At 68.2% G+C, this 23,385-nt stretch carries 20 protein-coding genes; 11 read left to right on the forward strand and 9 right to left on the reverse strand.

Annotated features, from left to right (window positions below):
* Positions 1-84 precede the first annotated feature (84 nt).
* Genes serS through HW130_RS18755 form a run of 3 tightly spaced genes read left to right on the forward strand, consistent with a single transcriptional unit; the run spans position 85 to position 3,370 of the window.
* Positions 85-1,377 (forward strand): serine--tRNA ligase, encoded by a 1,293-nt coding sequence (gene serS / locus HW130_RS18745; RefSeq protein WP_177150763.1) that lies wholly within the window; start codon positions 85-87, stop codon positions 1,375-1,377.
* Entirely contained in the window at positions 1,377-2,393 is a 1,017-nt protein-coding gene (locus tag HW130_RS36750; RefSeq protein ID WP_177150764.1) for a glycosyltransferase, read from the forward strand. The genes serS and HW130_RS36750 overlap by 1 nt, the downstream gene beginning before the upstream one ends.
* On the forward strand, positions 2,393-3,370 hold the full coding sequence (locus tag HW130_RS18755; protein ID WP_256356163.1) for a hypothetical protein: 978 nt from the start codon (positions 2,393-2,395) through the stop codon (positions 3,368-3,370). The genes HW130_RS36750 and HW130_RS18755 overlap by 1 nt, the downstream gene beginning before the upstream one ends.
* Before the next feature lie 57 nt (positions 3,371-3,427).
* Here HW130_RS18755 and HW130_RS18760 read toward each other — a convergent pair whose 3' ends face one another.
* The 3 genes from HW130_RS18760 to ychF form a co-directional block, all read right to left on the reverse strand.
* The gene (locus HW130_RS18760; RefSeq protein ID WP_177150765.1) at positions 3,428-5,854 is read right to left on the reverse strand and encodes a DEAD/DEAH box helicase; all 2,427 of its coding nucleotides are present in this window, start codon (positions 5,852-5,854) and stop codon (positions 3,428-3,430) included.
* Positions 5,855-5,901: 47 nt separating this feature from the next.
* A complete protein-coding gene (locus tag HW130_RS18765; protein WP_177150766.1) occupies positions 5,902-7,518 on the reverse strand; it encodes a site-specific DNA-methyltransferase in 1,617 nt (538 codons plus the stop codon).
* Positions 7,519-7,826: 308 nt separating this feature from the next.
* The gene (gene ychF / locus HW130_RS18770) at positions 7,827-8,915 is read right to left on the reverse strand and encodes a redox-regulated ATPase YchF (protein WP_177150767.1); all 1,089 of its coding nucleotides are present in this window, start codon (positions 8,913-8,915) and stop codon (positions 7,827-7,829) included.
* Between the two features lie 195 nt (positions 8,916-9,110).
* On the opposite strand from ychF, the gene HW130_RS18775 reads away from it, so the two are divergent.
* Positions 9,111-9,686 carry a DUF6542 domain-containing protein gene (locus HW130_RS18775; protein WP_177150768.1) on the forward strand — a complete coding sequence of 192 codons (576 nt, stop codon included), beginning with the start codon at positions 9,111-9,113 and terminating at the stop codon, positions 9,684-9,686.
* Positions 9,687-9,713: 27 nt separating this feature from the next.
* On the opposite strand, the gene ppgK is transcribed toward HW130_RS18775, so the two are convergent.
* Both ppgK and HW130_RS18785 read right to left on the reverse strand, forming a co-directional pair.
* Entirely contained in the window at positions 9,714-10,454 is a 741-nt protein-coding gene (ppgK, locus tag HW130_RS18780) for a polyphosphate--glucose phosphotransferase (protein WP_177150769.1), read from the reverse strand.
* Between the two features lie 60 nt (positions 10,455-10,514).
* Positions 10,515-11,507: a 4-hydroxy-3-methylbut-2-enyl diphosphate reductase gene (locus tag HW130_RS18785; protein WP_375256548.1), complete on the reverse strand. Its 993-nt coding sequence runs from the start codon at positions 11,505-11,507 to the stop codon at positions 10,515-10,517.
* A gap of 225 nt (positions 11,508-11,732) precedes the next feature.
* Here HW130_RS18785 and xseA point away from each other — a divergent pair, with 225 nt between their 5' ends.
* From xseA to HW130_RS18800, 3 genes are all read left to right on the forward strand, one after another.
* The gene (gene xseA / locus HW130_RS18790; RefSeq protein WP_177150771.1) at positions 11,733-12,941 is read left to right on the forward strand and encodes an exodeoxyribonuclease VII large subunit; all 1,209 of its coding nucleotides are present in this window, start codon (positions 11,733-11,735) and stop codon (positions 12,939-12,941) included.
* Positions 12,942-12,992: 51 nt separating this feature from the next.
* Positions 12,993-13,226, forward strand: coding sequence for an exodeoxyribonuclease VII small subunit (locus HW130_RS18795; RefSeq protein WP_177150772.1), 234 nt, complete (start codon positions 12,993-12,995; stop codon positions 13,224-13,226).
* A 145-nt stretch (positions 13,227-13,371) separates the two neighbouring features.
* The gene (locus HW130_RS18800) at positions 13,372-13,962 is read left to right on the forward strand and encodes a malonic semialdehyde reductase (RefSeq protein WP_177150773.1); all 591 of its coding nucleotides are present in this window, start codon (positions 13,372-13,374) and stop codon (positions 13,960-13,962) included.
* Between the two features lie 79 nt (positions 13,963-14,041).
* Here HW130_RS18800 and HW130_RS18805 read toward each other — a convergent pair whose 3' ends face one another.
* Positions 14,042-14,614 (reverse strand): DUF4245 domain-containing protein, encoded by a 573-nt coding sequence (locus tag HW130_RS18805; RefSeq protein WP_177150810.1) that lies wholly within the window; start codon positions 14,612-14,614, stop codon positions 14,042-14,044.
* A gap of 136 nt (positions 14,615-14,750) precedes the next feature.
* On the opposite strand from HW130_RS18805, the gene glpX reads away from it, so the two are divergent.
* Positions 14,751-15,782 (forward strand): class II fructose-bisphosphatase, encoded by a 1,032-nt coding sequence (gene glpX / locus HW130_RS18810; protein ID WP_177150774.1) that lies wholly within the window; start codon positions 14,751-14,753, stop codon positions 15,780-15,782.
* An 88-nt stretch (positions 15,783-15,870) separates the two neighbouring features.
* Here the strand turns inward: glpX and HW130_RS18815 are convergent, their stop codons facing one another.
* The gene (locus HW130_RS18815; protein ID WP_177150775.1) at positions 15,871-16,224 is read right to left on the reverse strand and encodes a WhiB family transcriptional regulator; all 354 of its coding nucleotides are present in this window, start codon (positions 16,222-16,224) and stop codon (positions 15,871-15,873) included.
* 151 nt (positions 16,225-16,375) lie between these two features.
* Entirely contained in the window at positions 16,376-17,044 is a 669-nt protein-coding gene (locus tag HW130_RS18820) for a DUF1707 domain-containing protein (RefSeq protein ID WP_177150776.1), read from the reverse strand.
* Positions 17,045-17,339: 295 nt separating this feature from the next.
* Here HW130_RS18820 and HW130_RS18825 point away from each other — a divergent pair, with 295 nt between their 5' ends.
* Positions 17,340-19,016, forward strand: a complete 1,677-nt coding sequence (locus HW130_RS18825; protein WP_177150777.1) for a fumarate hydratase — start codon at positions 17,340-17,342, stop codon at positions 19,014-19,016.
* Between the two features lie 574 nt (positions 19,017-19,590).
* Here the strand turns inward: HW130_RS18825 and HW130_RS18830 are convergent.
* Positions 19,591-21,123 carry a ricin-type beta-trefoil lectin domain protein gene (locus tag HW130_RS18830; protein ID WP_177150778.1) on the reverse strand — a complete coding sequence of 511 codons (1,533 nt, stop codon included), beginning with the start codon at positions 21,121-21,123 and terminating at the stop codon, positions 19,591-19,593.
* A 115-nt stretch (positions 21,124-21,238) separates the two neighbouring features.
* Between HW130_RS18830 and HW130_RS18835 the strand changes: the two genes are divergently transcribed.
* Together HW130_RS18835 and HW130_RS18840 are read left to right on the forward strand one after the other, a co-directional pair.
* Entirely contained in the window at positions 21,239-22,639 is a 1,401-nt protein-coding gene (locus tag HW130_RS18835; protein WP_177150779.1) for an aspartate ammonia-lyase, read from the forward strand.
* Between the two features lie 44 nt (positions 22,640-22,683).
* Positions 22,684-23,364, forward strand: a complete 681-nt coding sequence (locus tag HW130_RS18840) for a DUF402 domain-containing protein (protein WP_177150780.1) — start codon at positions 22,684-22,686, stop codon at positions 23,362-23,364.
* The last annotated feature ends 21 nt before the right edge of the window (positions 23,365-23,385 follow it).

Here is a 23,385-nt window from a genome sequence, read left to right on the forward strand (position 1 = left end):
CCGTGATATTGCGGGTCGATGGGGGTTCGGCAGTTGCTACCTTCGACCGTGTAGACCACTCGCCGGAGGAGAAGGAACCCCCTCATGCATGATGCCCGCGCCCTGATTGAAATGGGTGCCGAAGCGGTACGTCGCCTCGCTCGCCGCGGATACTCGCTGGACCTGTCCGCGCTGGAGAGCCTCCAGTCGCGGCGGAACCAGAACATCCGCTCGGCCGACGAGCTGCGGGCAGAGTCCAAGCGAGTGGCAAGCGAGGTCCAGCAGACGGCGAAGCAGGGCGGAGACATCTCCAAGCTGAAGGAGCGCGCCCGCGAGATCAAGGATCAGATCCGCGAGATCGAAGCCGATCAGGATAAGGTGCAGGACGAGCTTCGCAACCTCCTCCTCAGCATCCCGAACCTCCCTGACGATAGGGCTCCGGAGGGCGACTCCGAGGAGTTCGCGGTCGAGGTCCGCCGGGTGGGGACTCCGCCGGCCTTCTCCTTCGAGCCGAAGGATCACGTCGATCTCGGCGAGGCAACCGGCATCCTCGACTTCGCACGGGCGACGAAGCTCTCCGGCCCTCGCTTTGCCGTCTCGCGTGGAGCGGGCGCCGCGCTGGAGCGTGCGCTGGTAACGCTCTTCCTTGACATCCACACGCGTCGGCACGACTACGTCGAGCACTCGGTCCCGTTCCTGGTCACCCGCAAGACCATGACCGGCACGGGTCAGCTGCCGAAGTTCGAGGAGGACCTGTTCAAGACCGGCGTCGCCGATCGTGAGCTGTTCCTGATCCCGACCGCCGAGGTCCCGCTGACCAATCTCTACGCGGACGAGATCATCCCGTCGGCTGAGCTGCCGGTCGCGCTCACCGCCCAGACGCCGTGCTTCCGCTCGGAGGCCGGATCGTACGGCCGCGACACTCGGGGCCTCATCCGCCAGCACCAGTTCACCAAGGTCGAGATGGTGCGGATCTGCGACCCCGAGGATGCCGACACCGAGCTGGAGAAGATGCTTGGCCACGCCGAAGCCTGTCTGAAGGAGTTGGGCCTCGCGTACCGCGTGGTCACACTTGCGGCTGGCGACACCGGCTTCTCCGCCCAGCTCACCTACGACCTTGAGGTGTGGCTTCCCAGCCAGAACACCTACCGCGAGATTTCGTCTGTCTCGAACTTCGGCACCTTCCAGGCCCGCCGCGCGAACATCCGTACGCGTGGCGCGGACGGCAAACCCAAGCTGGTGGCCACGCTCAACGGCTCGGGTCTGCCCATCGGCCGCACTCTGGCCGCGCTGCTCGAACAGGGGCAGCAACAGGACGGCTCGATCGTCCTTCCCGAATCACTCGTCCCGTACCTCGGCTTCCGCCGAATCTCGGCGGACGGAACACCGGAGGCATAGTGCTCGTCGGCGTCTGCGACTTTCCTGGTAGCTACGCTTTCCCCCCTGCCGGATACGGCGGGATCGAACGATGGCTTTGGGCGGTCGCAGTAGGCGCCCGAGCCGCAGGCGCCGACGTACACCTCCTGGGCCCGGGATGGCTCCCGGATCTGGAACCCGAATGGGTTCGCAAGCCGGTCCGTCTTGAGGATGTTACTGCGGGCTCGCTGGCCGAGCGCGAGCTCAAAGCCGCTGGCTATGACCTCCTGATCGTCGGCCACGAGTATCCGTCGCTGCCTGCCTGGGTGCGAACCTGGAGCCAACTGGACTGCGACGTAGCCACGTTCCAGCACTCCCCAGTGTTCCAGCACACCGATTCCGCGTTCGACGGCAAACGGTCACGTCTCTACTGCTACTCGCCCGAGATGATCGAGCGATACGCAGACCACCAGCCGGTTCCGGAACTGGCTGTCCACCTGGGCCTCAATGAGGAGGAGCCGCCGGCCGCGAAGGGGCGAGACCTGGTGTGGCTCGGTCGCATAGACGCGGAGAAGGCCCCCCACCTCGCAGCGAGAGCCGCTCAGATACTCGGTCGCCGTATCCGCATCGTGGGCCCCGTCTTCGACGAGGACTACGTACGCAGCCACGAAGAGGTTTTCTCCGCGGACAACGTGGAGTGGGTCGGCGAACTCGGGGGCCCGGCCAAGACGGCCGCCATCCGTGGCGCCTCCGTGTTCGTCTACACCTACGAGCGCAACTATGTGGAAGCGGGCGCCGCCGTCTTCGGCGAGTCCCTCCGGGCGGGAACACCCATAGCCGCCCTTACGTGGCGGGAGGGAACCTGCGCCCAAGCCGCGCTCTGCGACCGCACGGGCGTAACGACAGTCGTCTCGCCGGACGCGGACGACGAGACGGCATCCCAGGCCCTCGCCGAGGCAATCGAATGTGCTATCGCACTGGACCACGCCGAGGTCCAAGCCGTTGGCCAACACCGCTTTGACCCGACACGGCACTTCGAGGCCATGGCGGCACGCTGATGCTGATCGGGTCGCCCGCACATCAGATAGCAACCGCGCTTCGACAAGTCCTCGGGCAAAGCTGGGACTTCACGATCGACGGCACAGATCTTGAGATCTGCCACCGCCATCGAGGCTCGCCTTATGCACCGCCTCGCCGATCACCGTCGTGGGCCGAACTCCTGACGACCTTGGAGGACGCCTTTGCCGCCCGCGGTGTTCCTCGCGACGCGTGCATCCCGCTTCGCTGGGGGCGTGAGACCGAGCTGGCTATCTCAGCAGTTCAAGCGCTCGACCCCCTACTCAAAGACGGTCGCCCTACGACCTACCGCAGCGGGTTTCTCCCGCAACCAGTAGTGCGATTCACTGGTGAGAGAGACGGAAAGGGGGATCTTCTCGACGGCTATCTGACTTCTTTCGTCAACGTCTCGCGCGTACAGCCGATCCAGAGCATCGACGAGTACGCGGCCGTCCTGGACGACTGGCTCTACGTCCTGTCACAACTCGGCTTCCACGCACGGCACATAAGCCTCTACGGTCAGCTCAAGGTCTGGTACCGCCGGCAGGTCGCCGGAGTGACCCTCATGTTCCGCCACCTGGATCTCACGCTCGGCGACATCGTACTTCTTTGGAACATTGAGCACCCTCAGCGCATGGCCGTCGACCTCGGCACGGGCCTTGAGCGCTTAGCCTGGGCCCGGACTCTCCAGAACTGGAATGAGCTGGTCTTCGGATCACTCGCCGGGGCGGCTCCCGATTCCACGTTGGACGCGCTCCGCACGGCGACTCTCCTGCTCGGCAACGGCATCACGCCTGCTGCACGGGGCGCGGGCGGGATTACGCGCCGGGTACTCAGCACGCTTACACCTGCATCAATGCGCTTGGGAGTCAGCGCCGCGGTCCGATCCTCACACCACTATTGGACGACCATCGCAGCGCTTCCCGTTCCTTGGCCCGCTATTGCCGCCACCATCGAGCAGGAGATCGCCCGTCGCTAAGGTGACTCGAAGGGCCCCCAGTCTGTCGGTTGGGGCCCTTCGCCGTGATCCGAGGGTCTACCCGCGTGCACCCGTGATCGTCAGCAGGGTGTCCCAGCTGTTCGCCTGGCTCAGGTGATCTTCAGTGGCGAACAGGTACTTCCATGTACCGAAGTCTCCACGATCGGTCACTTCCTTGGCCCAAGCCTCAGCGGCGGCCTTCTTTGCCAGGACCGACTCGCTAGACGCCTCTGCGTTGGACTTGCCCTCAACGAGCCACCGCACGCCGTCTTTGTCTATGGCAATGAAGTCCGGGAAGTACCGGGACCCGTTGTCGAGTTGGATGTACGTTCCGCTCTGCGACTCAAGCCGAAGCCACCAGTCGACCTTGGGACTGACATCCATCAGCCTGGCCAGCTTGACTTCGGTCGACAGTGCGTCGAAGTGAACGACCGGAAGAATCGAGCTGCCCCAGCCCGTATACCCCATGCCCCGAATCACCTTGTCGGTCATCTGCATCTGAGGCATGGTCTGCCCGGGCCATGGCTGGGCAGGCGGCGGGACTGTCACCTTCACGATCTCGTGTTCGACCTCCGCAAGCTTCTGCTTGAAACTGGAGACCACAAGCCTCTCCAGCTGGGTCAACGCAAGCTCCGCCCGAGCTTCCTCCCAAGGTGTGCTGTCCTCTGCGTCAACCTCGATCGCCGCTCCGAGGAACGTGTGCACGATCTTCTGCGCGGCCTCCACCTCGTCAGCCGTGAGCTTCAACTGCGGCAGATTGAGGATCTTCTCTTCGAGGTCTTCCCTGACCTTAGAGATCGGCCAACTGCGCTGAGTCGCGACAGCGGACTTCTGGTCCTCCGTCTGCACAGTCACGGTGCCGTCCAGCCCACGCGAAGCGTTGAGCGCCTTACGCTTCAGCTCCACCTCTATTTCGTGCTTGAACTGCTTCCCCTTCTCCGCAACAGCTTCGGGGCTGACGAAGGACAAGCTGTAGGTGTCCGGCTTCTCCAACAGGCGCTTGCTGGGGAACTTGATGACCGGCGCCCCCTCCGCAGGCTTCATGACCTGCTGGATCTCCTTCTTCTCCACCCCCGCTTCGGCGAGCCGGTGTTCCATGTCGGCCATACCGAGGTAGACAGCCTCGGACGTCTCGGTACCGAACCCGCCATCCCTGACAGGTGCCTCGGCGGTGAACGCCAACATGCCTTGCGTCTGGGATTCGTGGTAGGCGGGCAGGGGGCTTACGCCGCCAGACTTGACTGCGGCGCTCGTGCCAGCCCCTGAAGCACCACCGGGCTCCGACCGCTGCGGAAGGGTGTGTTCGAGAAGCGCTTCCTTCGAGTCCAGAAGCCTCCGGTACGACTCGTGAGCAATGATGTCAACGCAGTCGACCATCGAGAACCCGACTCGCTCACCGTAAGGAAGGCGAAGACCACGGCCGAGGATCTGCTCCGTAAGGGTCTGAGAGGCGAGGGCGCGTCGCGCGACGATCACGCTGATGTTCTTGACGTCCCACCCCTCCTTGAGCATGTTCACGGAGACCACGGCTCGCACCGGAGAGTCGGGGTCTTCGATGCCGGCAAGGGCTTCGAGTGCCTCATCCTTGCTGCCGGAGGTGATCTGCAACACCGCGCCCGGTTCGCCGATGAAGCCAGGACCAGCCAGGATGTCCGCGGTCTCGGTGGCTTCCTCGATGCTTTGACAGACCACGAAGAGGACGGGGTTAACCATGGGCCGCCCATTCCGCTCAGCCCACTCCCGAGTCGTCTCCTCCTTCACCTTGCGCAGGTGACAAGCGTCGGCAAGCTGAGTGCGAACGTCGTTATGCCCGTCTTCGCGATAGACGATGACGGGAATCTTGACGAGTTGGTCAGCGATCGCTTCAGCAAGGGAGTACTGGAAGACAACCCTGCCGGGAACCCTGCGGTCTGTCTCGTCAGGGGTAGCCGTCAGCCCCACGAGCGCGCGGGGCGTGAGGTCCCGAACTGCTTCATGGAACTTCTTGGCCTCATTCCGATACACATGGTGCTCGTCGGCGATGATGACCAAGTCATCCGCATCACGTAGGTGCTCATACAGGGCGGTCCCGATGAACTCATCGGTCAGGTGCGCCGCACGAGAGGTTTTCACGGTCGGCTTTGTCAGCAACTGAACATTGAAGATGAAGACTTTCAGGGCATCCGGGTCATGCAGGGCGTCACCGACACGACCACCAGCATAGTTGTCCGGATGGACGATGATTGGCTCATAGTTCGCCCCTGGGACAAACTTTGGGTGACCCGGTTCGAAGTTGGCGACCGTCTTCTTCTGGATCGTCTTGCCAGGGGTGACGATGAGAATGTTCCGCACACCCTGTTCAGCAAGGTAGTCAATCAAGGCCCGGCAGATGTACGTCTTGCCAACCCCAGTAGCCAGATCACAGACGATCTCCCGTCCGTCCCCGGACTGAATTTCTTCGACGGCCTTGGACACAGCGCGTCGGTTCGGGTCCCGGAGTTCCATACGAGTCGCCAGGTCCTCAATCGCCGCCTGGTCGTATGTGATCCAACTCAACGCAGCACACGTCCCTTCATGTCCAGCAGGTCCTGGGGAGCCTTCTTGATGCGCGAGCCAGGGCTGAGGTCGGCGAGAAGACCGGCCGCCTCACGAAGGTAGCTCTTGGCCACAATGAGGACTCGTTCGTCGTCGTCCAGACCGTCAACAATCGACTGGACCGTGCTCTCGGATACCAGGCCGTCGACAACTGCCAGGCGTTGCCGCCCCTTTCGCCCGGCGAACGGCGGCTCTGAACCCGGCTCCAATTCGCAGCCGGGGATCTGCGCACAGGCAGCTTCGGCGAAGGCGTCGCCAGCCACCCACGGAGCGAGGAGAATCCGGTTGCCCAAGCGCTCGTACATGGACGGAGCAACTTTCAGGTGCCGGAAACCGCCACCCTTCTCCCAGCCGACTTCCTTTGAAATGCCCCCTGGTTCTTCGCCATTCACGACAGCGTCGAGGCGGGGCCTGATGAATTTATCCACAGTTTCGGGTTCGCGCTCAACCAAGATCCAGCGCCTACCCATCTTGTGGGCCACTGCTGCGGTTGTTCCAGACCCGCCGAAACAGTCGAACACAACATCGCCAGGCTGACTGGCGATCTCAAGAACCTTCCGCAAAAGCGACTCCGGCTTGGGAGTCTTAAAGAGGGCAGATGTCGGCGTACCTCGAAAGAGCCGCTTCAGTTCGGCCTTCGCCTTACGGTTACTTCCAGTCTCTTCAATGTCAGCCCAGAGCGTTGACGGCGGGAGTCCACCTTGCTCCAACAGGTAGGTGCGACGACGAATCCCGCGACCGTCGGGCGTGAAACGAATCTCACCCGTGGCCATCTTTTCCTCCAGCGTTTCCCGGCTCCATCGCCAGCCATTCGGAGGGGAACTGATCACGTGACCCTGGGGTGACACAATGTCGTACTGAAGGTTCTTTCGCGGGTTCGGTGAACCAAGAGGATTTCCATCGAACCAAGGCCCACGCGGGTCATTATCTGGGTTCGAGTAGTGCCCGGACTGCTCTTCTCGTCGAGCAACCCTATTCGTCAGCCAGCCAGGGGACTTCCCATAAACGTGAATCATGTTGTGATCCACGGAAAAAGTCTTGGCGTCATTATTACTATTGTCCGTGGACCTCCAGATCACAGTGCCCGCAAAACACGAGCGTCCAAAGATCTCGTCCATTAGAACGCGCGCATAAGCCCCCTCACTGTCATCTAGGTGAAGCCAGATGCTTCCATCAGGAGCGAGCAGGTCCCGAATCAGTAGCAGGCGATCTCGCATCATTGTCAGCCAGACAGAGTGCTCAACCCCGTCGTTATAGTTGTCAAACGCCTGCCCTGTATTAAACGGAGGGTCGATATATGCCAACTTAACCTTGCCGCGATACTTGTCCGCGAACTCGGGAAGTCTCGTAAGTGCCCTGAGCGCGTCGCCGCTATCCCCCGAGATCAGCAGATTATCTTCGGCGCGCTTGAGATCGTCGTGGACCTCTCCCACAGTCGCGACATCGCGGAGGAGGCGCGTCTCTGTCACCCGAATGTCGTCCCGGTCGACCCACTCGTAGCCGCCATCCTGGGTGCTGATGAGCGACCTGTCCTTGTTGATCCAAGACAGGCTGAGACGCCCCGAGGTGCCCATGTCTCTTCCTCCAACTGTCGTGACTTTGGAAGCGTACCGGCGTGGACTGACAACGCGGGCCGCTCGGCGTGCAACGTGCGTCATCGACTGGTTCGTTGCCACCTAGGGCACCGCCGCACCACCCCTGCACCAGCGGCCCGAGAAGTCAGCACCAAGCCAGCACGGGTGGGATGCAGAGGGGTGATGAGAGGTGCTCTCAGGTCAGCACCAAGTCAGCACGGGAATGAAAAGGGGGCCGACCCCCGAAGGGACCAACCCCCTCCGACCTGCATGTTTGCTAGATCAGCGGACTGGTGGTATGCCGCCCGCTACACGTTGAAGCGGAACTCCACCACGTCGCCGTCCTGCATCACGTACTCCTTGCCCTCCATGCGCGCCTTGCCCTTCGCGCGGGCCTCCGCGACCGAGCCCGTCTCCACCAGGTCCGCGAAGGAGATGACCTCCGCCTTGATGAAGCCCTTCTGGAAGTCGGTGTGGATCACGCCGGCCGCCTCGGGGGCCGTCGCGCCCTTCTTGATCGTCCAGGCGCGGGATTCCTTGGGGCCGGCCGTGAGGTAGGTCTGCAGGCCAAGGGTGCGGAAGCCGACGTGGGCCAGGGTCGCCAGGCCCGGCTCCTCCTGGCCGACGGACTGGAGGAGCTCCAGGGCCTCGTCCTCGTCGAGCTCGGCGAGGTCCGCCTCCAGCTTGGCGTTCAGGAAGATCGCCTCGGCCGGGGCGACCAGGGCGCGCTGCTCCTCCTTGAAGGCGTCGTCCGTCAGCTCGTCCTCGTCGACGTTGAAGACGTAGAGGAACGGCTTCGTGGTGAGCAGGTGCAGGTCGTGCAGCAGCTCGGCCTTCTCGGAGCCCTGGAGGATGCCCTGCGAGAAGAGGGTGTCGCCCCGCTCCAGGATCTCCTTCGCGGCCTCGACGGCCGCGACCTTCGGCGCCACGTCCTTCTTGATGCGCGCTTCCTTGGCCAGCCGCGGCAGGACCTTCTCGATCGTCTGCAGGTCCGCGAGGATCAGCTCGGTGTTGATGGTCTCGATGTCGTCCTTCGGCGAGACCTTGCCGTCGACGTGCACGACGTTCTCGTCCCTGAAGGCGCGGATGACCTGGCAGATCGCGTCCGACTCGCGGATGTTCGCCAGGAACTTGTTGCCCAGGCCCTCGCCCTCGCTCGCACCGCGCACGATGCCCGCGATGTCGACGAAGTCGACCGTCGCCGGGAGGATCCGCTGCGAGGAGAAGATTTCGGCCAGCTTCGTGAGGCGGGCGTCCGGGACCCCGACGACGCCCACGTTCGGCTCGATCGTGGCGAACGGGTAGTTGGCCGCCAGCACGTCGTTCTTGGTCAGGGCGTTGAACAGGGTCGACTTGCCGACATTCGGCAGACCGACGATTCCGATCGTGAGCGACACGTTGGCGACTTCCTGAGTGGAGAGTGAGGACTGGCGGGGGGCCGTACGGCCCGGCATGGGCGGGCCGATCCACCAGTTTACGGGCGGGCCACGCCGGACAGCGACGGCCGCCGGGAGTCGAACGGAGGGCCAAGGTCGCCCAAAGGGCGTGTCTGGTACCTCCCTACCGGCTCCCGGCAACCTACGTTGGTCGATGTGGAGCAGCCCAGAACTCGTCGCCCCCAGCCCCGGCAGCGTCCGCAGGGCACCCTTCCCGCCCGGGGTGCGCTCGCCGACAGCACCGTCTACCCGGTGCCCACCCGGCCCCCGCGGCCGGTGCCGCCGGTCGTGCTCGCGCTGCGCCGGCTGCCGAATCCCCGGCTGACGGGTCTCGGCGCCGGGCTCTTCGGAGCCGCGGTGATGCTGGCGCTCGGAAGCCTGGACTGGCTGCTCCTGGACGGCTCGGCGGTGGCGTACGGGCTGCTGTTCCTGCCCGTGAGCGCGCTGACCGCGCTGTGGGTGCGCGAGGCCGACGTGGTGATGGCCCCGGTCATCGTGCCGATCGCCTTCGCCGTGGGGATCGTGCCGATCTCCGGTGGCGACGGCGGCTTCGGCGGGCAGACCATGGCGGTCGTCACCGCCCTCGCCGTGCACGCCGGCTGGCTGTACGGCGGGACGCTGATCGCCGGGCTGATCACCTGCGTGCGCAAGGTACGGATGATGGGGCGGCGACGGCGCCGGATCCGTCCCGGCGGGCCGGGGCAGCCGGGCGGGGCCGCCCGCCACGACTGACCCCCGGCGCCGACGGGCGGTGTCGCTTCAGCGCCCCGCAGCCGCCATCGCCGCCCCCACGATGCCCGCGTTGTTCTGCAGCTCCGCGGGGACGATCTCCGCCCGAACGCCCTCGATCAGCGGCAGGAACTTCTCCGCCTTGCGGCTCACCCCGCCGCCGATGACGAACAGCTCCGGCGAGAACAGCATCTCCACGTGCGCCAGGTACTTCTGGACCCGGCGCGCCCAGTGCGCCCAGCTCAGGGCCTCGTCCTCCTTGACCTTCGTGGAGGCGCGCTTCTCGGCGTCGTGCCCGTCCAGTTCGAGATGGCCGAGCTCGGTGTTCGGGACCAGGCGGCCGTCGACGAAGAGGGCGCTGCCGATGCCCGTACCGAACGTCAGCAGGATCACCGCGCCCTTGCGGCCGCGGCCCGCGCCGAACGTCATCTCCGCCACACCCGCCGCGTCCGCGTCGTTCAGCACGGTCACCGGCAGCCCGCCGAGGCGGTCGCCGAGGAGGCGTGCCGCGTCCTTGTCGACCCAGCCCTTGTCGACGTTGGCCGCGGTGCGGGTGACGCCGCCGGTGACGACGCCGGGGAACGTGATGCCGACCGGCCCGTCCCAGCCGAAGTGGGCGACCACCTCGGCGACGCCGTCCGCCACCGCGTCCGGTGTCGCGGGGTGCGGCGTCAGCACCTTGTGGCGCTCCGCGGCCAGGTCGCCCCGCTCCAGATCCACGGGAGCGCCCTTGATCCCGGAACCGCCGATGTCCACTCCGAAGACGTTCATGGACACCACGTTAAGGGCGCGAGCGGAGCGGGAGGAGCATGTCGGGGCGACGGCCGGCGGCTACTGGCCCGACAGCTCCGCCGCCTCCGCGCGCAGGTCGCGGCGCAGCTCCTTGGGGAGCGAGAACGTGATCGACTCCTCCGCGGCCTTGACGATCTCGACGTCCTCGAAGCCGCGCTTCGACAGCCACTCCAGGACGCCCTCGACGAGCACCTCGGGCACGGAGGCGCCGGAGGTGACGCCGACCGTGGAGACGCCCTCGAGCCACGCCTCGTCGATCTCCTCGGCGAAGTCGACCAGGTGCGCGTCACGGGCGCCGGCGCCGAGCGCCACCTCGACGAGCCGCACCGAGTTCGACGAGTTCTTGGAGCCGACGACGATGACGAGGTCGGCCTCGGCGCCCATCTGCTTGACCGCGGTCTGGCGGTTCTGCGTCGCGTAGCAGATGTCGTCGCTCGGCGGGGAGATCAGGCCGGGGAACTTCGTCTTCAGGGCGTCGACCGTCTCCATCGTCTCGTCGACCGAGAGCGTGGTCTGGGAGAGCCAGACGACCTTGTCGGGGTTGCGGACCTCGACGTTCGCCACGTCGTCGGGGCCGTCGACGAGCGTGATGTGGTCGGGCGCCTCGCCGGAGGTGCCGATGACCTCCTCGTGGCCCTCGTGGCCGATCAGGAGGATGTCGTAGTCCTCCTGGGCGAACCGCACGGCCTCCTTGTGGACCTTGGTGACCAGCGGGCAGGTCGCGTCGATGGTCGCGAGCTTCCGCTCGGCGGCCTCCTCGTGCACGATCGGCGCCACGCCGTGGGCGGAGAACATGACGATCGATCCCTCGGGGACCTCCGCCGTCTCGTCGACGAAGATCGCGCCCTTCTTCTCCAGGGTCTGCACGACGTACTTGTTGTGGACGATCTCGTGGCGGACGTAGACGGGCGCCCCGTACTGCTCCAGGGCCTTCTCCACGGCGATCACGGCACGGTCCACGCCCGCGCAGTAGCCGCGGGGAGCGGCGAGGAGGACGCGTCGGGCAGGCGGCGTAGCAGTCATGCGTCCCATCGTAAGGCCGCCCCCCACAGGCGGGTGATCGCCTGTGGACAGCACACCGAGGGACATCGGGGCCCTGACGGCGTTCGTCCCGCTGCACGCGAACGTGATCGGCACGGGATCACGCCGAACGGGCCGGGCAAGGGCACGGGCCGGGGCGCCGGGCAGGCCGCCTGCGGGCGAGGCGGCCGGTTCGGGTCACCGGAGTTGTCGTACCCGGCCGTTACGCTCGCCCGTATGGCTCTCAACACGTCCGCGGAAGCTCCCCTGCCCGTCGGCGAGGTGTCGCGGCTCATCGGGGGGTGGATCGACCGGCTCGGGGCGGTCTGGGTGGAGGGACAGATCACCCAGCTGTCGCGTCGGCCGGGCGCCGGGGTCGTCTTCCTGACCCTGCGCGATCCGTCGTACGACATCTCGGTGAGCGTCACCTGCTTCCGGCAGGTGTTCGACGCGGTCGCGGACGTGGTGTCCGAGGGCGCCCGGGTCGTGGTGCTCGCCAAGCCGGAGTGGTACGCGCCCCGGGGGCAGCTGTCGCTGCGGGCGTCGGAGATGAAGCCGGTCGGCATCGGTGAACTGCTCGCGCGGCTGGAGCAGTTGAAGCGCTCGCTGGGCGCCGAGGGGCTGTTCGCGCCGGACCGCAAGCGGGCGCTCCCGTTCCTGCCGCACCGGGTGGGGCTGGTGTGCGGGCGGGCGTCGGCGGCCGAGCGGGACGTCCTGGAGAACGCGCGCCGGCGCTGGCCGCACGTCCGCTTCGAGGTGCGCAACGTCGCGGTGCAGGGCGTGCACGCGGTGACCCAGGTCGTCCAGGCGGTGAAGGAGCTGGACGCGCTGGACGACGTGGACGTGATCATCGTGGCGCGCGGCGGCGGCAGCGTGGAGGACCTGCTGCCCTTCTCCGACGAGCAGCTGGTGCGCGCGGTGGCCGCGTGCACGACGCCCGTCGTGTCGGCCATCGGGCACGAGCCGGACTCGCCGCTGCTGGACCTGGTGGCCGACCTGCGGGCGTCCACGCCGACGGACGCCGCGAAGAAGGTCGTCCCGGACGTGGGCGAGGAGCTCCAGCGGGTGCGCCAGCTGCGGGAGCGCGCGCTGCGGACGGTCCAGGGTGTGCTGGACCGCGAGGAGCGCGGCCTGGCGCACTGTCTGGCCCGGCCCTGCATGGAGCATCCGCAGCGCATGGTCGACGAGCGCGAGGACGAGGTGGACGCGTTGCTGGCGCGCAGCCGGCGGGTGCTCGGCCACCTTCTGGACCGCGCGGACTCGGAGCTCGCGCACACCCGTGCGCGCGTGGTCTCGCTCTCCCCGGCGGCGACGATGGAGCGGGGCTACGCGGTGCTGCAGCGCGCCGACGGCGCGGTGGTGCGCTCGCCGGAGGACGTGAGCGCGGGCGAGGGACTGCGGGCGCGGGTCGCGCGGGGCGAGTTCGCGGTGCGGGTCGAGGAGTGAGCTCCGGCGGCCTCGGGAGTGCGTACGTTTCTCACACATAGGGTGGATGGCATGGCTGCCAAGACGGAAGAGGCCGCGCTCGGTTACGAGCAGGCGCGGGACGAGCTCATCGAGGTCGTGCGCCGCCTGGAAGCGGGCGGTACGACGCTCGAGGAGTCGCTCGCCCTGTGGGAGCGCGGCGAGGAGCTGGCGAAGGTGTGCCGTCACTGGCTGGAGGGCGCCCGGGCGCGCCTGGACGCGGCACTGGCGGAGTCCGAGCCGGGCGGGGACGACGGCGAGAGCTAGTCAGCAGCGGGGAGCCGGCCCGGCGGCGGACAGACGTCTGTGACTCGGCTCACGACGCTCGGACTTTTGTTGAAACTTGAACGTCATGCCTTGTACGGTGAATTCATTGGTTGACCCATGATCCGTTTCGGAAGGTATGCCCGTTATGTCGCTCGTTCTCGACCCCGCCGCCCAGGACCTCCTCTTCCGCGAGGCCCGCACCGCCAACACGTTCACCGACGAGCCGGTGACCGACGAGCAGGTCCAGGCGATCTACGACCTGGTCAAGTACGGACCGACCGCCTTCAACCAGACCCCGCTGCGCGTCGTGCTGGTCCGCTCCGCCGAGGCCCGTGAGCGTCTGGTCACGCACATGGCCGAGGGCAACCAGGCCAAGACCGCGGCCGCCCCGCTGGTCGCGATCCTGGCCGCCGACAACGAGTTCCACGAGGAGCTCCCGAGCCTGCTGCCGCACTTCCCGCAGGCCAAGGACCTCTTCTTCAGCGAGCGCCCGGCCCGCGAGTCGGCCGCCTCCCTCAACGCCGCGCTCCAGGCCGCGTACTTCATCGTCGGCGTCCGCGCCGCCGGTCTGGCCGCCGGCCCGATGACCGGCTACGACGCCGCGGGCATCCAGAAGGAGTTCCTGGACGACGACCACACCCCGCTGATGGTCGTCAACATCGGCAAGCCGGGTGAGGACGCCTGGTTCCCGCGCTCCCCGCGCCTGTCCTTCGAGGATGTCGTCACCACCGTCTGAGGCACCGCCGCACGGCACGCGAAAGGCCGCCGCACCCGACCGGGGGCGGCGGCCTTCGCCGTACGCATCGCAGTGGCGGCTACGGCTTCGTGGACGGGGCCGCCGGGGCCGTGGGCTGCGCGGCCCCCTTGGGCTCGCCCGGCCGGGGGCTGAGCGCGGCGGCCATCTCCGCCAGCCGCGCCGGCGTGGCCGTCCCCGTGACCACCGTCGTCGCGCCGCCGGCCGTCAGCACCAGGGCGTCGTACTTGGGCCCCTCCCACAGCTGCCAGGTCTCGCCGGCCACCTGCCGCGTCCTGTCGGTCCTGGCCGCCTCGTGGGTGACCTCACGCACGTACTTGTCGGCGGCCTTCGCGGTGGACTGCTCCACCGCCACGTACTGGTTGTCCGGGTCGAGGAAGCCGAGGTGCCAGGCGTGGGCGTCCGCGCGGTCGAAGGTGACCGACGTCGCCCGCCACTCCTTGCCCAGCCCCTCCGGCACGGCCACAGGGTAGGGTGCTGCCCGCTGCGCCGTCACCAGCTCGACGCGGTAGTCGACCGTCCTGATCGGGTCCGCGTGCTCGTCGTGCGGAACGAGCATGTAGATGCCCGCCACGACGACGCCGATCACCGCCATGGACTGGAACATGCCACGGATCGTCTGCTTGCCTCGCATACCTGCCACGCCCCCCATGGTCGCATCATGGTGTTGTGCTCATACGTGGGCCCCTCTGCTCAATTTGTCGATGTACCGATAGAGTCGCAGCACCCTCCCTATTCCCGGCCGTCGCCGTACAGAAAGGTGCGCTCCGATGACCGAGCATCATCTGCCGTCCGAGCTCGAGGTCTCCCCCGAGGCCCCCGACCGCAACCTCGCCCTGGAGCTGGTGCGGGTCACCGAGGCCGCCGCCATGGCCGCCGGCCGCTGGGTAGGCCGCGGCGACAAGATCGGTGCCGACGGCGCGGCGGTCAACGCCATGCGAACCCTCGTCTCCACCGTCTCGATGAACGGCGTCGTCGTCATCGGCGAGGGCGAGAAGGACGAAGCGCCCATGCTCTACAACGGCGAGCGGATCGGCGACGGCACCGGCGCCGAGGTCGACATCGCCGTCGACCCGATCGACGGCACCACGCTCAACGCCAAGGGCATGCCGAACGCCATCGCCGTCCTGGCCGCCGCCGATCGCGGCACCATGTTCGACCCGTCCGCGGTCTTCTACATGGACAAGCTGGTGACCGGCCCCGAGGCTGCCGACTTCGTCGACATCAACGCCCCCGTCTCGGTCAACATCCGCCGGGTCGCCAAGGCCAAGAGGATGTCCCCCGAGGACGTCACCGTCGTGATCCTGGACCGCCCCCGCCACGAGGGCATCGTCAAGGAGATCCGCGAGACCGGCGCCCGAATCAAGTTCATCTCGGACGGCGACGTCGCCGGTTCGATCATGGCCGTCCGCGAGGGCACGGGCGTGGACATGCTGCTCGGCATCGGCGGTACGCCCGAGGGCATCATCTCGGCCTGCGCCATCAAGTGCCTCGGAGGAGTCATCCAGGGCAAGCTGTGGCCCAAGGACGACGCGGAGCGCCAGAAGGCGATCGACGCCGGGCACGACCTGGACCGGGTGCTGTCCACGAACGACCTGGTCAGCGGCGAAAACGTGTTCTTCGTCGCCACCGGCATCACGGACGGCGAGCTGCTGCGCGGCGTCCGCTACCGCTCGGAGACCGCGACCACGTCGTCGCTGGTGATGCGCTCGAAGTCCGGCACGATCCGCCAGATCGACTCCACGCACCGGCTCTCGAAGCTGCGCGCGTACAGCAAGATCGACTTCGACCGCGCGAAGTAGCGGCCGCGGACGTGTGACATACGGGAAGGGGCGCCCCTCGAGCGGGGGCGCCCCTTCCCGTATGTCGCGTGCGGCCGCTTCCGTGCGCTCAGGCCGCCGAGGGGGACTTCTTCAGCTCCACCTCACGCCTGCGGCGCCGGGCCAGCACCACGCGGCGCTCGGCCGCCGTGAGGCCGCCCCACACCCCGTACGGCTCGGGCTGGAGAAGGGCGTGCTCGCGGCACTCGACCATCACGGGGCAGCGGGCGCAGACCCGCTTGGCAGCCTCTTCGCGCGACAGGCGCGCGGCCGTCGGTTCCTTCGAGGGGGCGAAGAAGAGCCCGGCCTCGTCGCGGCGGCACACCGCCTCCGCGTGCCAGGGACCGGCCTGATCCTCCCGAGCAGGGATGCGCTGAGGCGGAACGGCGGCTACCTGCAAGGACTGATGCGGCAGTTGCAGCACGGTCTACTCCTGACGACGGATTCGCGAGCGAGAGACGATGCAGCAGTCCCTACCCGCTGTGCGCACTCCTAAGCACTGAGTGGCACTGAGTTCCGACGCACGGAATTGCGTATCGGCGCGCGCGGCGGAAATGCTCCGGTGCAGGCGGCCGTCAGCCGAGGTGTTTGCGCAGGCGGTCGTGGAGGTCGGAGATTCGGCGGCCCCGCTTGGGCTTGGCCTCGACATTGCCGAAAACCGCGTAGCCGTTGACGACGACCACCGGTGCCTCGGGGTCGGCGGCCTCCAGCGTGACGACCTCGAAGTTGCCGAAGAAGCCGGTGCCGCTGCCGCGCAGCGTGATGTTCTCGGGAACGCGGACCTCCACGTTGCCGAAAATCGACGTCGCGTTGATCACGGTGAGGCGCTGCCCGAACAGGGCCTCGGTGAGGTCGATCTCGACGCTGCCGCAGAGGGAGAACGCGTTGGTCCGGCGGCCGACGCGCCAGCGCCCCTTGCGGGTGGAGCTGGAGAAGACGGCGACCAGGTTCTCGGCGGGGCCGGTGGGCTCGTCGGTCTCCGGCGCGTACGGAGCGGCGCCGGTGCGCCGGCCCGTCGCGGGCAAGTCCGCGACGAGCGGCTCCAGTTCACCGAGGGTCTTGGCGCGGTAGACGGCGTCAATGCGCTCGGAGTGCTCCTCGGCGTCCAGCCGGCCTTCGGCCAGGGCGTCCCTGAGGATGTCCGCGATCCGGTCGCGGTCGGCGTCCGAGGCGCGGAGAGCATGGTCGGCGCGGCGGGTCTCCACGGGCACGGCCGGCTTCTGGGGCTGCTTCTCGAGGTCCACGTCATCAGCCTAGCGAAACGCGATAGATCGCGACCAGGGTCGGCATGTACGGAACCGGCCGCAATCGGCCGATTCCCCGCCTGGGTCCGCGCGCCGGCGCCGCGGCCCAAGGCGCGCCCGGCCGACGGGCCGGGGAAACCCGCCACGGGCAGAAACCGCCAACGCCCCCGCCTTGATCAGCCACACCCCGCTGCATCCCGGAAGTGAGCCTTACCTCACACAATCGGGGCAGCGGGGGCGTTCTACGCTGGAGGGCGCTGCCAATGGAGGCCAGCCGCTGTCTGTGAAGTGAGGAATGGGCGAAATGCCGGAGTTCGCGTATACGGATCTGCTCCCCCTGGGAGAGGACACCACCCCGTACCGGCTGGTGACCTCCGAGGGTGTCTCCACCTTCGAGGCCGACGGGCGCACGTTCCTCAAGGTCCAGCCCGAGGCGCTGCGCAAGCTCGCGGCCGAGGCCGTCCACGACATCCAGCACTACCTGCGCCCCGCCCACCTCGCGCAGCTGCGGCGCATCATCGACGACCCCGAGGCGTCGTCGAACGACAAGTTCGTCGCCCTGGACCTGCTGAAGAACGCGAACATCGCGGCCGCCGGCGTGCTCCCCATGTGCCAGGACACCGGCACCGCGATCGTCATGGGCAAGCGCGGCCAGAACGTGCTGACCGAGGGCGGGGACGAGGAAGCCCTCTCGCGCGGCATCTACGACGCGTACACCAAGCTCAACCTGCGCTACTCGCAGATGGCTCCGCTCACCATGTGGGAGGAGAAGAACACCGGCTCGAACCTGCCCGCGCAGATCGAGCTGTACGCGACCGACGGCGGCGCGTACAAGTTCCTCTTCATGGCCAAGGGCGGCGGCAGCGCCAACAAGTCCTTCCTCTACCAGGAGACGAAGGCCGTGCTCAACGAGGCGAGCATGATGAAGTTCCTGGAGGAGAAGATCCGTTCGCTCGGCACGGCCGCCTGCCCGCCGTACCACCTGGCGATCGTCGTCGGCGGCACCAGCGCGGAGTTCGCGCTGAAGACCGCCAAGTACGCCTCCGCGCACTACCTCGACGAGCTGCCGTCCGAGGGGTCGGAGCTCGGCCACGGCTTCCGCGACGAGGAGCTGGAGAAGAAGGTCTTCGAGCTCACCCAGAAGATCGGCATCGGCGCCCAGTTCGGCGGCAAGTACTTCTGTCACGACGTGCGCGTGGTGCGTCTGCCGCGGCACGGAGCCTCGCTGCCCGTCGCGATCGCCGTCTCCTGCTCGGCCGACCGCCAGGCCGTCGCGAAGATCACGGCCGAGGGCGTCTTCCTGGAACAGCTGGAGACCGACCCGGCGCGCTTCCTGCCGGACACGACACAGGAGCAGCTCGCCGACGAGGGCGACGTCGTGCGCATCGACCTCAACCGTCCGATGGACGAGATGCTGGCCGAGCTGACGAAGTACCCGGTCAAGACGCGCCTGTCGCTGACCGGTCCGCTGGTCGTCGCCCGTGACATCGCGCACGCGAAGATCAAGGAGCGGCTCGACGCGGGTGAGGAGATGCCTCAGTACCTGAAGGACCACCCGGTGTACTACGCCGGTCCCGCCAAGACTCCCGAGGGCTACGCCTCCGGTTCCTTCGGCCCGACGACGGCGGGCCGGATGGACTCCTACGTCGAGCAGTTCCAGGCGGCCGGCGGCTCGAAGATCATGCTGGCCAAGGGGAACCGGTCCAAGCAGGTCACCGACGCGTGCGGCACGCACGGCGGCTTCTACCTCGGCTCGATCGGCGGCCCGGCCGCGCGCCTCGCGCAGGACTGCATCAAGAAGGTCGAGGTCGTCGAGTACGAGGAGCTCGGCATGGAGGCGGTGTGGAAGATCGAGGTGGAGGACTTCCCGGCGTTCATCGTGGTCGACGACAAGGGCAACGACTTCTTCCAGGATCCGGCGCCGGCGCCGACGTTCACGTCGATTCCGGTGCGGGGGCCGGGGCAGGCGTAGCTTTTCCCCACCCCGCCCCTTCCCGTAACCGGGGGCAGGCCCCCAGACCCCCGTGGCCCCTGCGCCCTGGCGGACGCGGGCCTCAGGACCTCCGCCCCGGGCCCCGTACCGCGCTTCCCGCGGTGTCCTCGAACTCCCCCTACGGCCGGCGGCCGTGGGGCCGGCGCTTGAGGCGCGGGGGCTCCGGGGGCGGAGCCCCCGGTTGCCGGCGCAGAGGCCCGGGACGGAGCCCCCGGCTGCGCGCAGCGCAGGTACGCCGGGGGGCTCCGGGGCGGAGCCCATTGCCGCCCCAGAGGCCCGGGCAGGGCGGCGCCCCGGTTCCCCGAAACGCGGAGGCCTGGGACGGCGGAAACTCCCAGTCGCCCGGCAGAGTCCCGGGACAAAGCCCCGGTTCCGCCAAGCGCGAAGGCCCGGAGGCGGAGACCCCACTTGCTTCGCAGCGCAGGGGCCACGGGGCGAAACTCCCATTCCCGCAGCCCACAGGCCCGAGACGAAACTCCGGTGCCGCGAAGCGCGGGGCCCCGAGCGCAGGAATCCCGGGCCGGAGCCCCACTCGCGCGCAGCGCAGCGGGGGCTACGCGAAGCGTTGGTCCGGGCCGTCGTCGCACGGGTGCAGCGCCGCCCTCGAACCCGACGACGGCAGCGTCACGCACAACGACTGCGCCGCCGACGGGCGGATCGTCCCCGACGTGCGGACGAACTGCTGGTTCGCGCCCCCGTGGCAGTCCCACACGGTCAGCTCCGTGCCCGGCCGGTACGCGCCGTCCGGGACGTCCACGCACCGGTCCTGGGTCAGTTCCGTGTGCAGGGAGCGGCGCGCCGGGTCGTACCACCAGCCCTGGTTGCGGCCGCCGTGGCAGTCCCAGGCCAGCAGGGCCGTGCCGTTGCGGGTGACCGCCCCCGACACGTCCAGGCACGGCCCGGACGCCGCCTTCAGCGGGCGGTACGCGTCGTCCCACGCCAGCGGGTGCAGCACCGGCCTGCCCGTGGACGCCGCGTCCGCGCAGCTCGCCTCCCGCGCGTTCGAGGCGTAGAGCTGCGTCAGGCACGACGCGAAGGCCGCGTGGCCGCGGGCGTTCGGGTGGAAGGACTGGCGGACCGAGTTCGCGTCCGGCGGGAAGGGGTTGGAGACGTCCACGTACAGCCCCCGCGCCCACGGGTCCTGGTAGCAGACCTCGTGGCCGTGGAAGAGGCGGGAGTTGTCCAGGTACACCGCGCCCGTGCTGCGCGCGGCCGCGCGCATGCCGCGTTCGAAGGCGGGGACGGCGCGGTTGCGGCCCCACACCGTGTCGGAGTCGTGGCCCATCCCTCCACAGGCCAGCTTGCCCGGGAATTGCGGGTTGTCGCGGAAGTCGGGCCCGATCGGGCTCGGGTAGCCCATCACGACGAGCTTGTAGTCGCCGTCCGCGTACCCGGCGTCCCTCATGACGGTCCGCAGATCGCGCACGGTCTGTTCGACCTTGGGGACGAGGCCGTCGACCCGGGCCTGCCAGCCGGGTGCGTACTTCGGCTCGCACGGGCCCTGGAGGGTCATGTACCGCACGACGCAGTCGGTCATCACGGGGCCGAACTGGAGGTCGTCGTTGGCGCCCGCGACCAGCACCACCATCTTGATGCGGGTGTTGCGCGCCTTGATGGCCAGGTTGTCGCTCTGGACGAGTTCGTCGGCGTACTGCTTCGATCCGCCGATGCGGATGTTGCCGGTGGACGCGCCGGAACAGGAGACGTTGTACGTCAGGTCCGCCGCGATGCCCGTGCGGTGGATCGCGGCGTCGGGCGAGCGGTGGCACCAGTTGTGGGGGCCGTTCGTGCCGGGCTCGTAGGTGCCGACGCCCTCGCCGGAGATCTCGCTGTCGCCCAGTGAGATCAGGCCGGTCTTGCGCTGTGCGAGCGGACGTTCCTCCGGGCTGCCGTAGAGTGCGGTCGCCTCGGCCGCGCGGACGGCTTCGAGTTCGGGCGGCAGCGGTGCCGCCGCCGGCGACGACACAGCCGGGCTGCCGGCCGCGGCGGGGGCGGTGAGCGTCGTCCCGCCCAGGACGGTGGCGAGTACCGCGGCGGTGGCCACGGTACGAGTCAGGGTGCGAACTCTTCGGCCTGTTCCCTTCATTGCGCCTCCCGGAGTTGTGGTTACTCGGGGTATTTACTGGCGGGTAGCGCAGTTGGGAATAGGCGGAACAAGACAACTGCTCAACTTTTCGAGACGTTCGGGAGGAAGGACAGCGATGAGCGACGCCGACGCGGACGGGTTCCGGATCGAGCACGACTCGATGGGTGAGGTGCGGGTGCCCGCGCACGCAAAGTGGCGGGCCCAGACCCAGCGTGCCGTGGAGAACTTCCCGGTGTCCGGTCAGCGCCTGGAGCGCGCGCACATCGCGGCCCTGGCCCGTATCAAGGCGGCCGCGGCGCAGGTCAACGCCCAACTGGGCGTGCTGGACGAGGACATCGCGCGGGCCATCGCCGAGGCGGCGACCGAGGTCGCCGACGGCCGGTGGGACGACCACTTCCCGGTCGATGTGTTCCAGACCGGCTCCGGCACGTCGTCCAACATGAACGCCAACGAGGTGCTGGCGACGCTCGCCACCGAGCGGCTGGGGCGCGATGTGCACCCCAACGACCATGTGAACGCCTCCCAGTCGTCGAACGACGTCTTCCCCTCCTCCATCCACATCGCGGCGACGGCGGCGGTCACGGGCGACCTGATCCCGGCCCTGGAGTATCTGGCGACGTCGCTGGAGCGCAAGGCGACGGAGTTCGCGGCGGTCGTGAAGTCCGGCCGTACGCACCTGATGGACGCGACGCCGGTGACGCTCGGCCAGGAGTTCGGCGGCTACGCGGCCCAGGTCAGGTACGGCGTCGAGCGCCTGAAGGCGTCCCTGCCGCGGCTGGCCGAACTGCCGCTGGGCGGCACGGCCGTGGGCACCGGCATCAACACCCCGCCCGGCTTCCCGGCCGCGGTCATCGGGGAGGTCGCGCGCACGACCGGGCTGCCGCTGACCGAGGCCCGCGACCACTTCGAGGCGCAGGGCGCGCGCGACGGCCTGGTGGAGACGTCCGGTCAGCTCCGCACGATCGCCGTGTCGCTGACCAAGATCTCCAACGACCTGCGCTGGATGGCGTCCGGGCCGCGCACGGGGCTCGCCGAGATCGCCCTGCCCGACCTCCAGCCCGGTTCGTCGATCATGCCGGGCAAGGTCAACCCGGTGATCCCGGAGGCCGTTCTGATGGTGGCCGCCCAGGTGACCGGCAACGACGCCACGGTCGCCGCCGCGGGCGCCGCGGGGAACTTCGAGCTCAACGTGATGCTGCCGGTCATGGCCAAGAACCTGCTGGAGTCGGTCAGACTGCTCGCCAACGCCTCCCGGCTGCTCGCGGACCGCACGGTCGACGGCATCACGGCGAACGTCGAGCGGGCGCGCGAGTACGCGGAGTCCTCCCCCTCCGTCGTCACCCCGCTCAACAAGTACATCGGCTACGAGGAGGCCGCGAAGGTCGCCAAGAAGTCGCTCGCCGAACGCAAGACGATCCGGGAGGTCGTCCTGGAGTCCGGCTACGTGGAGCGCGGCGCCCTGACCGTCGAGCAGTTGGACGAGGCACTGGACGTGCTGCGTATGACGCACCCGTGACCTGTGTCGCAGTAACGGGGGTGCCTACCTCCTAAGATCTGCTCATGACAGGCACGGAACGCATCGCACGCTGGGCGCCCGGGGACCAGATCCTCTGGCGCTACCGCGGCCATGCCCCGGATCTGGACGGCTGCGGCGTGCACATCTGCCGGCCGGTGACGGTCGTCCAGGACACCGAGGAACTGCTCGCGGTCTGGATGGCGCCGGGGACGGAGTGCGTGAAGCCGGTCCTGGTGGACGGCACCCCCGTCCACCAGGAGCCGCTCGCGACCCGCTACACGGCCCCGCGCACGCTCACCCGGGGCCGCTGGTTCGGCTCGGGGGTCCTGAAGCTCGCCCGCCCCGGCGACCCGTGGTCGGTCTGGCTGTTCTGGGAGACGGGCTGGCGGTTCAGGAGCTGGTACGTCAACCTCGAGGAGCCGCGCACGCGTTGGTCGGGCGGGGTGGACTCCGAGGACCATTTCCTCGACATCTCCGTGTACCCGGACCGCAGTTGGCTGTGGCGCGACGAGGACGAGTTCGCGCAGGCGCAGCGGGTCGGGCTGATGGACGCCCGGAAGGCGGCGCGGGTGCGCGCGGCGGGCCGGGCGGCCGTGGAGTCGATCCGGGCCTGGGAGGCTCCCTTCTCCGCGGGCTGGGAGCACTGGCGGCCCGATCCGTCCTGGCCGGTTCCCCAACTGCCCGCCGACTGGGCCCGTACTCCGGCCCGGCGGCTGGCCTCCTGACCGGGGCCAGACGGACGGCGG

This window comes from Streptomyces sp. PKU-EA00015, assembly GCF_013387495.1.
In the GTDB taxonomy this organism is placed as follows: domain Bacteria; phylum Actinomycetota; class Actinomycetes; order Streptomycetales; family Streptomycetaceae; genus Streptomyces.

What these genes read in the sequence shown, in the direction of transcription:
- serS (WP_177150763.1), top strand. Translation starts at nt 85, where the DNA reads ATGCATGATGCCCGCGCCCTGATTGAAATGGGTGCCGAAGCGGTACGT.
- HW130_RS18755 (WP_256356163.1), top strand. Translation starts at nt 2,393, where the DNA reads ATGCTGATCGGGTCGCCCGCACATCAGATAGCAACCGCGCTTCGACAA.
- HW130_RS18760 (WP_177150765.1), bottom strand. Translation starts at nt 5,854, where the DNA reads ATGGAACTCCGGGACCCGAACCGACGCGCTGTGTCCAAGGCCGTCGAA.
- HW130_RS18765 (WP_177150766.1), bottom strand. Translation starts at nt 7,518, where the DNA reads ATGGGCACCTCGGGGCGTCTCAGCCTGTCTTGGATCAACAAGGACAGG.
- ppgK (WP_177150769.1), bottom strand. Translation starts at nt 10,454, where the DNA reads ATGAACGTCTTCGGAGTGGACATCGGCGGTTCCGGGATCAAGGGCGCT.
- HW130_RS18785 (WP_375256548.1), bottom strand. Translation starts at nt 11,507, where the DNA reads ATGGGACGCATGACTGCTACGCCGCCTGCCCGACGCGTCCTCCTCGCC.
- xseA (WP_177150771.1), top strand. Translation starts at nt 11,733, where the DNA reads ATGGCTCTCAACACGTCCGCGGAAGCTCCCCTGCCCGTCGGCGAGGTG.
- HW130_RS18795 (WP_177150772.1), top strand. Translation starts at nt 12,993, where the DNA reads ATGGCTGCCAAGACGGAAGAGGCCGCGCTCGGTTACGAGCAGGCGCGG.
- HW130_RS18800 (WP_177150773.1), top strand. Translation starts at nt 13,372, where the DNA reads ATGTCGCTCGTTCTCGACCCCGCCGCCCAGGACCTCCTCTTCCGCGAG.
- HW130_RS18805 (WP_177150810.1), bottom strand. Translation starts at nt 14,614, where the DNA reads ATGCGAGGCAAGCAGACGATCCGTGGCATGTTCCAGTCCATGGCGGTG.
- glpX (WP_177150774.1), top strand. Translation starts at nt 14,751, where the DNA reads ATGACCGAGCATCATCTGCCGTCCGAGCTCGAGGTCTCCCCCGAGGCC.
- HW130_RS18825 (WP_177150777.1), top strand. Translation starts at nt 17,340, where the DNA reads ATGGGCGAAATGCCGGAGTTCGCGTATACGGATCTGCTCCCCCTGGGA.
- HW130_RS18830 (WP_177150778.1), bottom strand. Translation starts at nt 21,123, where the DNA reads ATGAAGGGAACAGGCCGAAGAGTTCGCACCCTGACTCGTACCGTGGCC.
- HW130_RS18835 (WP_177150779.1), top strand. Translation starts at nt 21,239, where the DNA reads ATGAGCGACGCCGACGCGGACGGGTTCCGGATCGAGCACGACTCGATG.
- HW130_RS18840 (WP_177150780.1), top strand. Translation starts at nt 22,684, where the DNA reads ATGACAGGCACGGAACGCATCGCACGCTGGGCGCCCGGGGACCAGATC.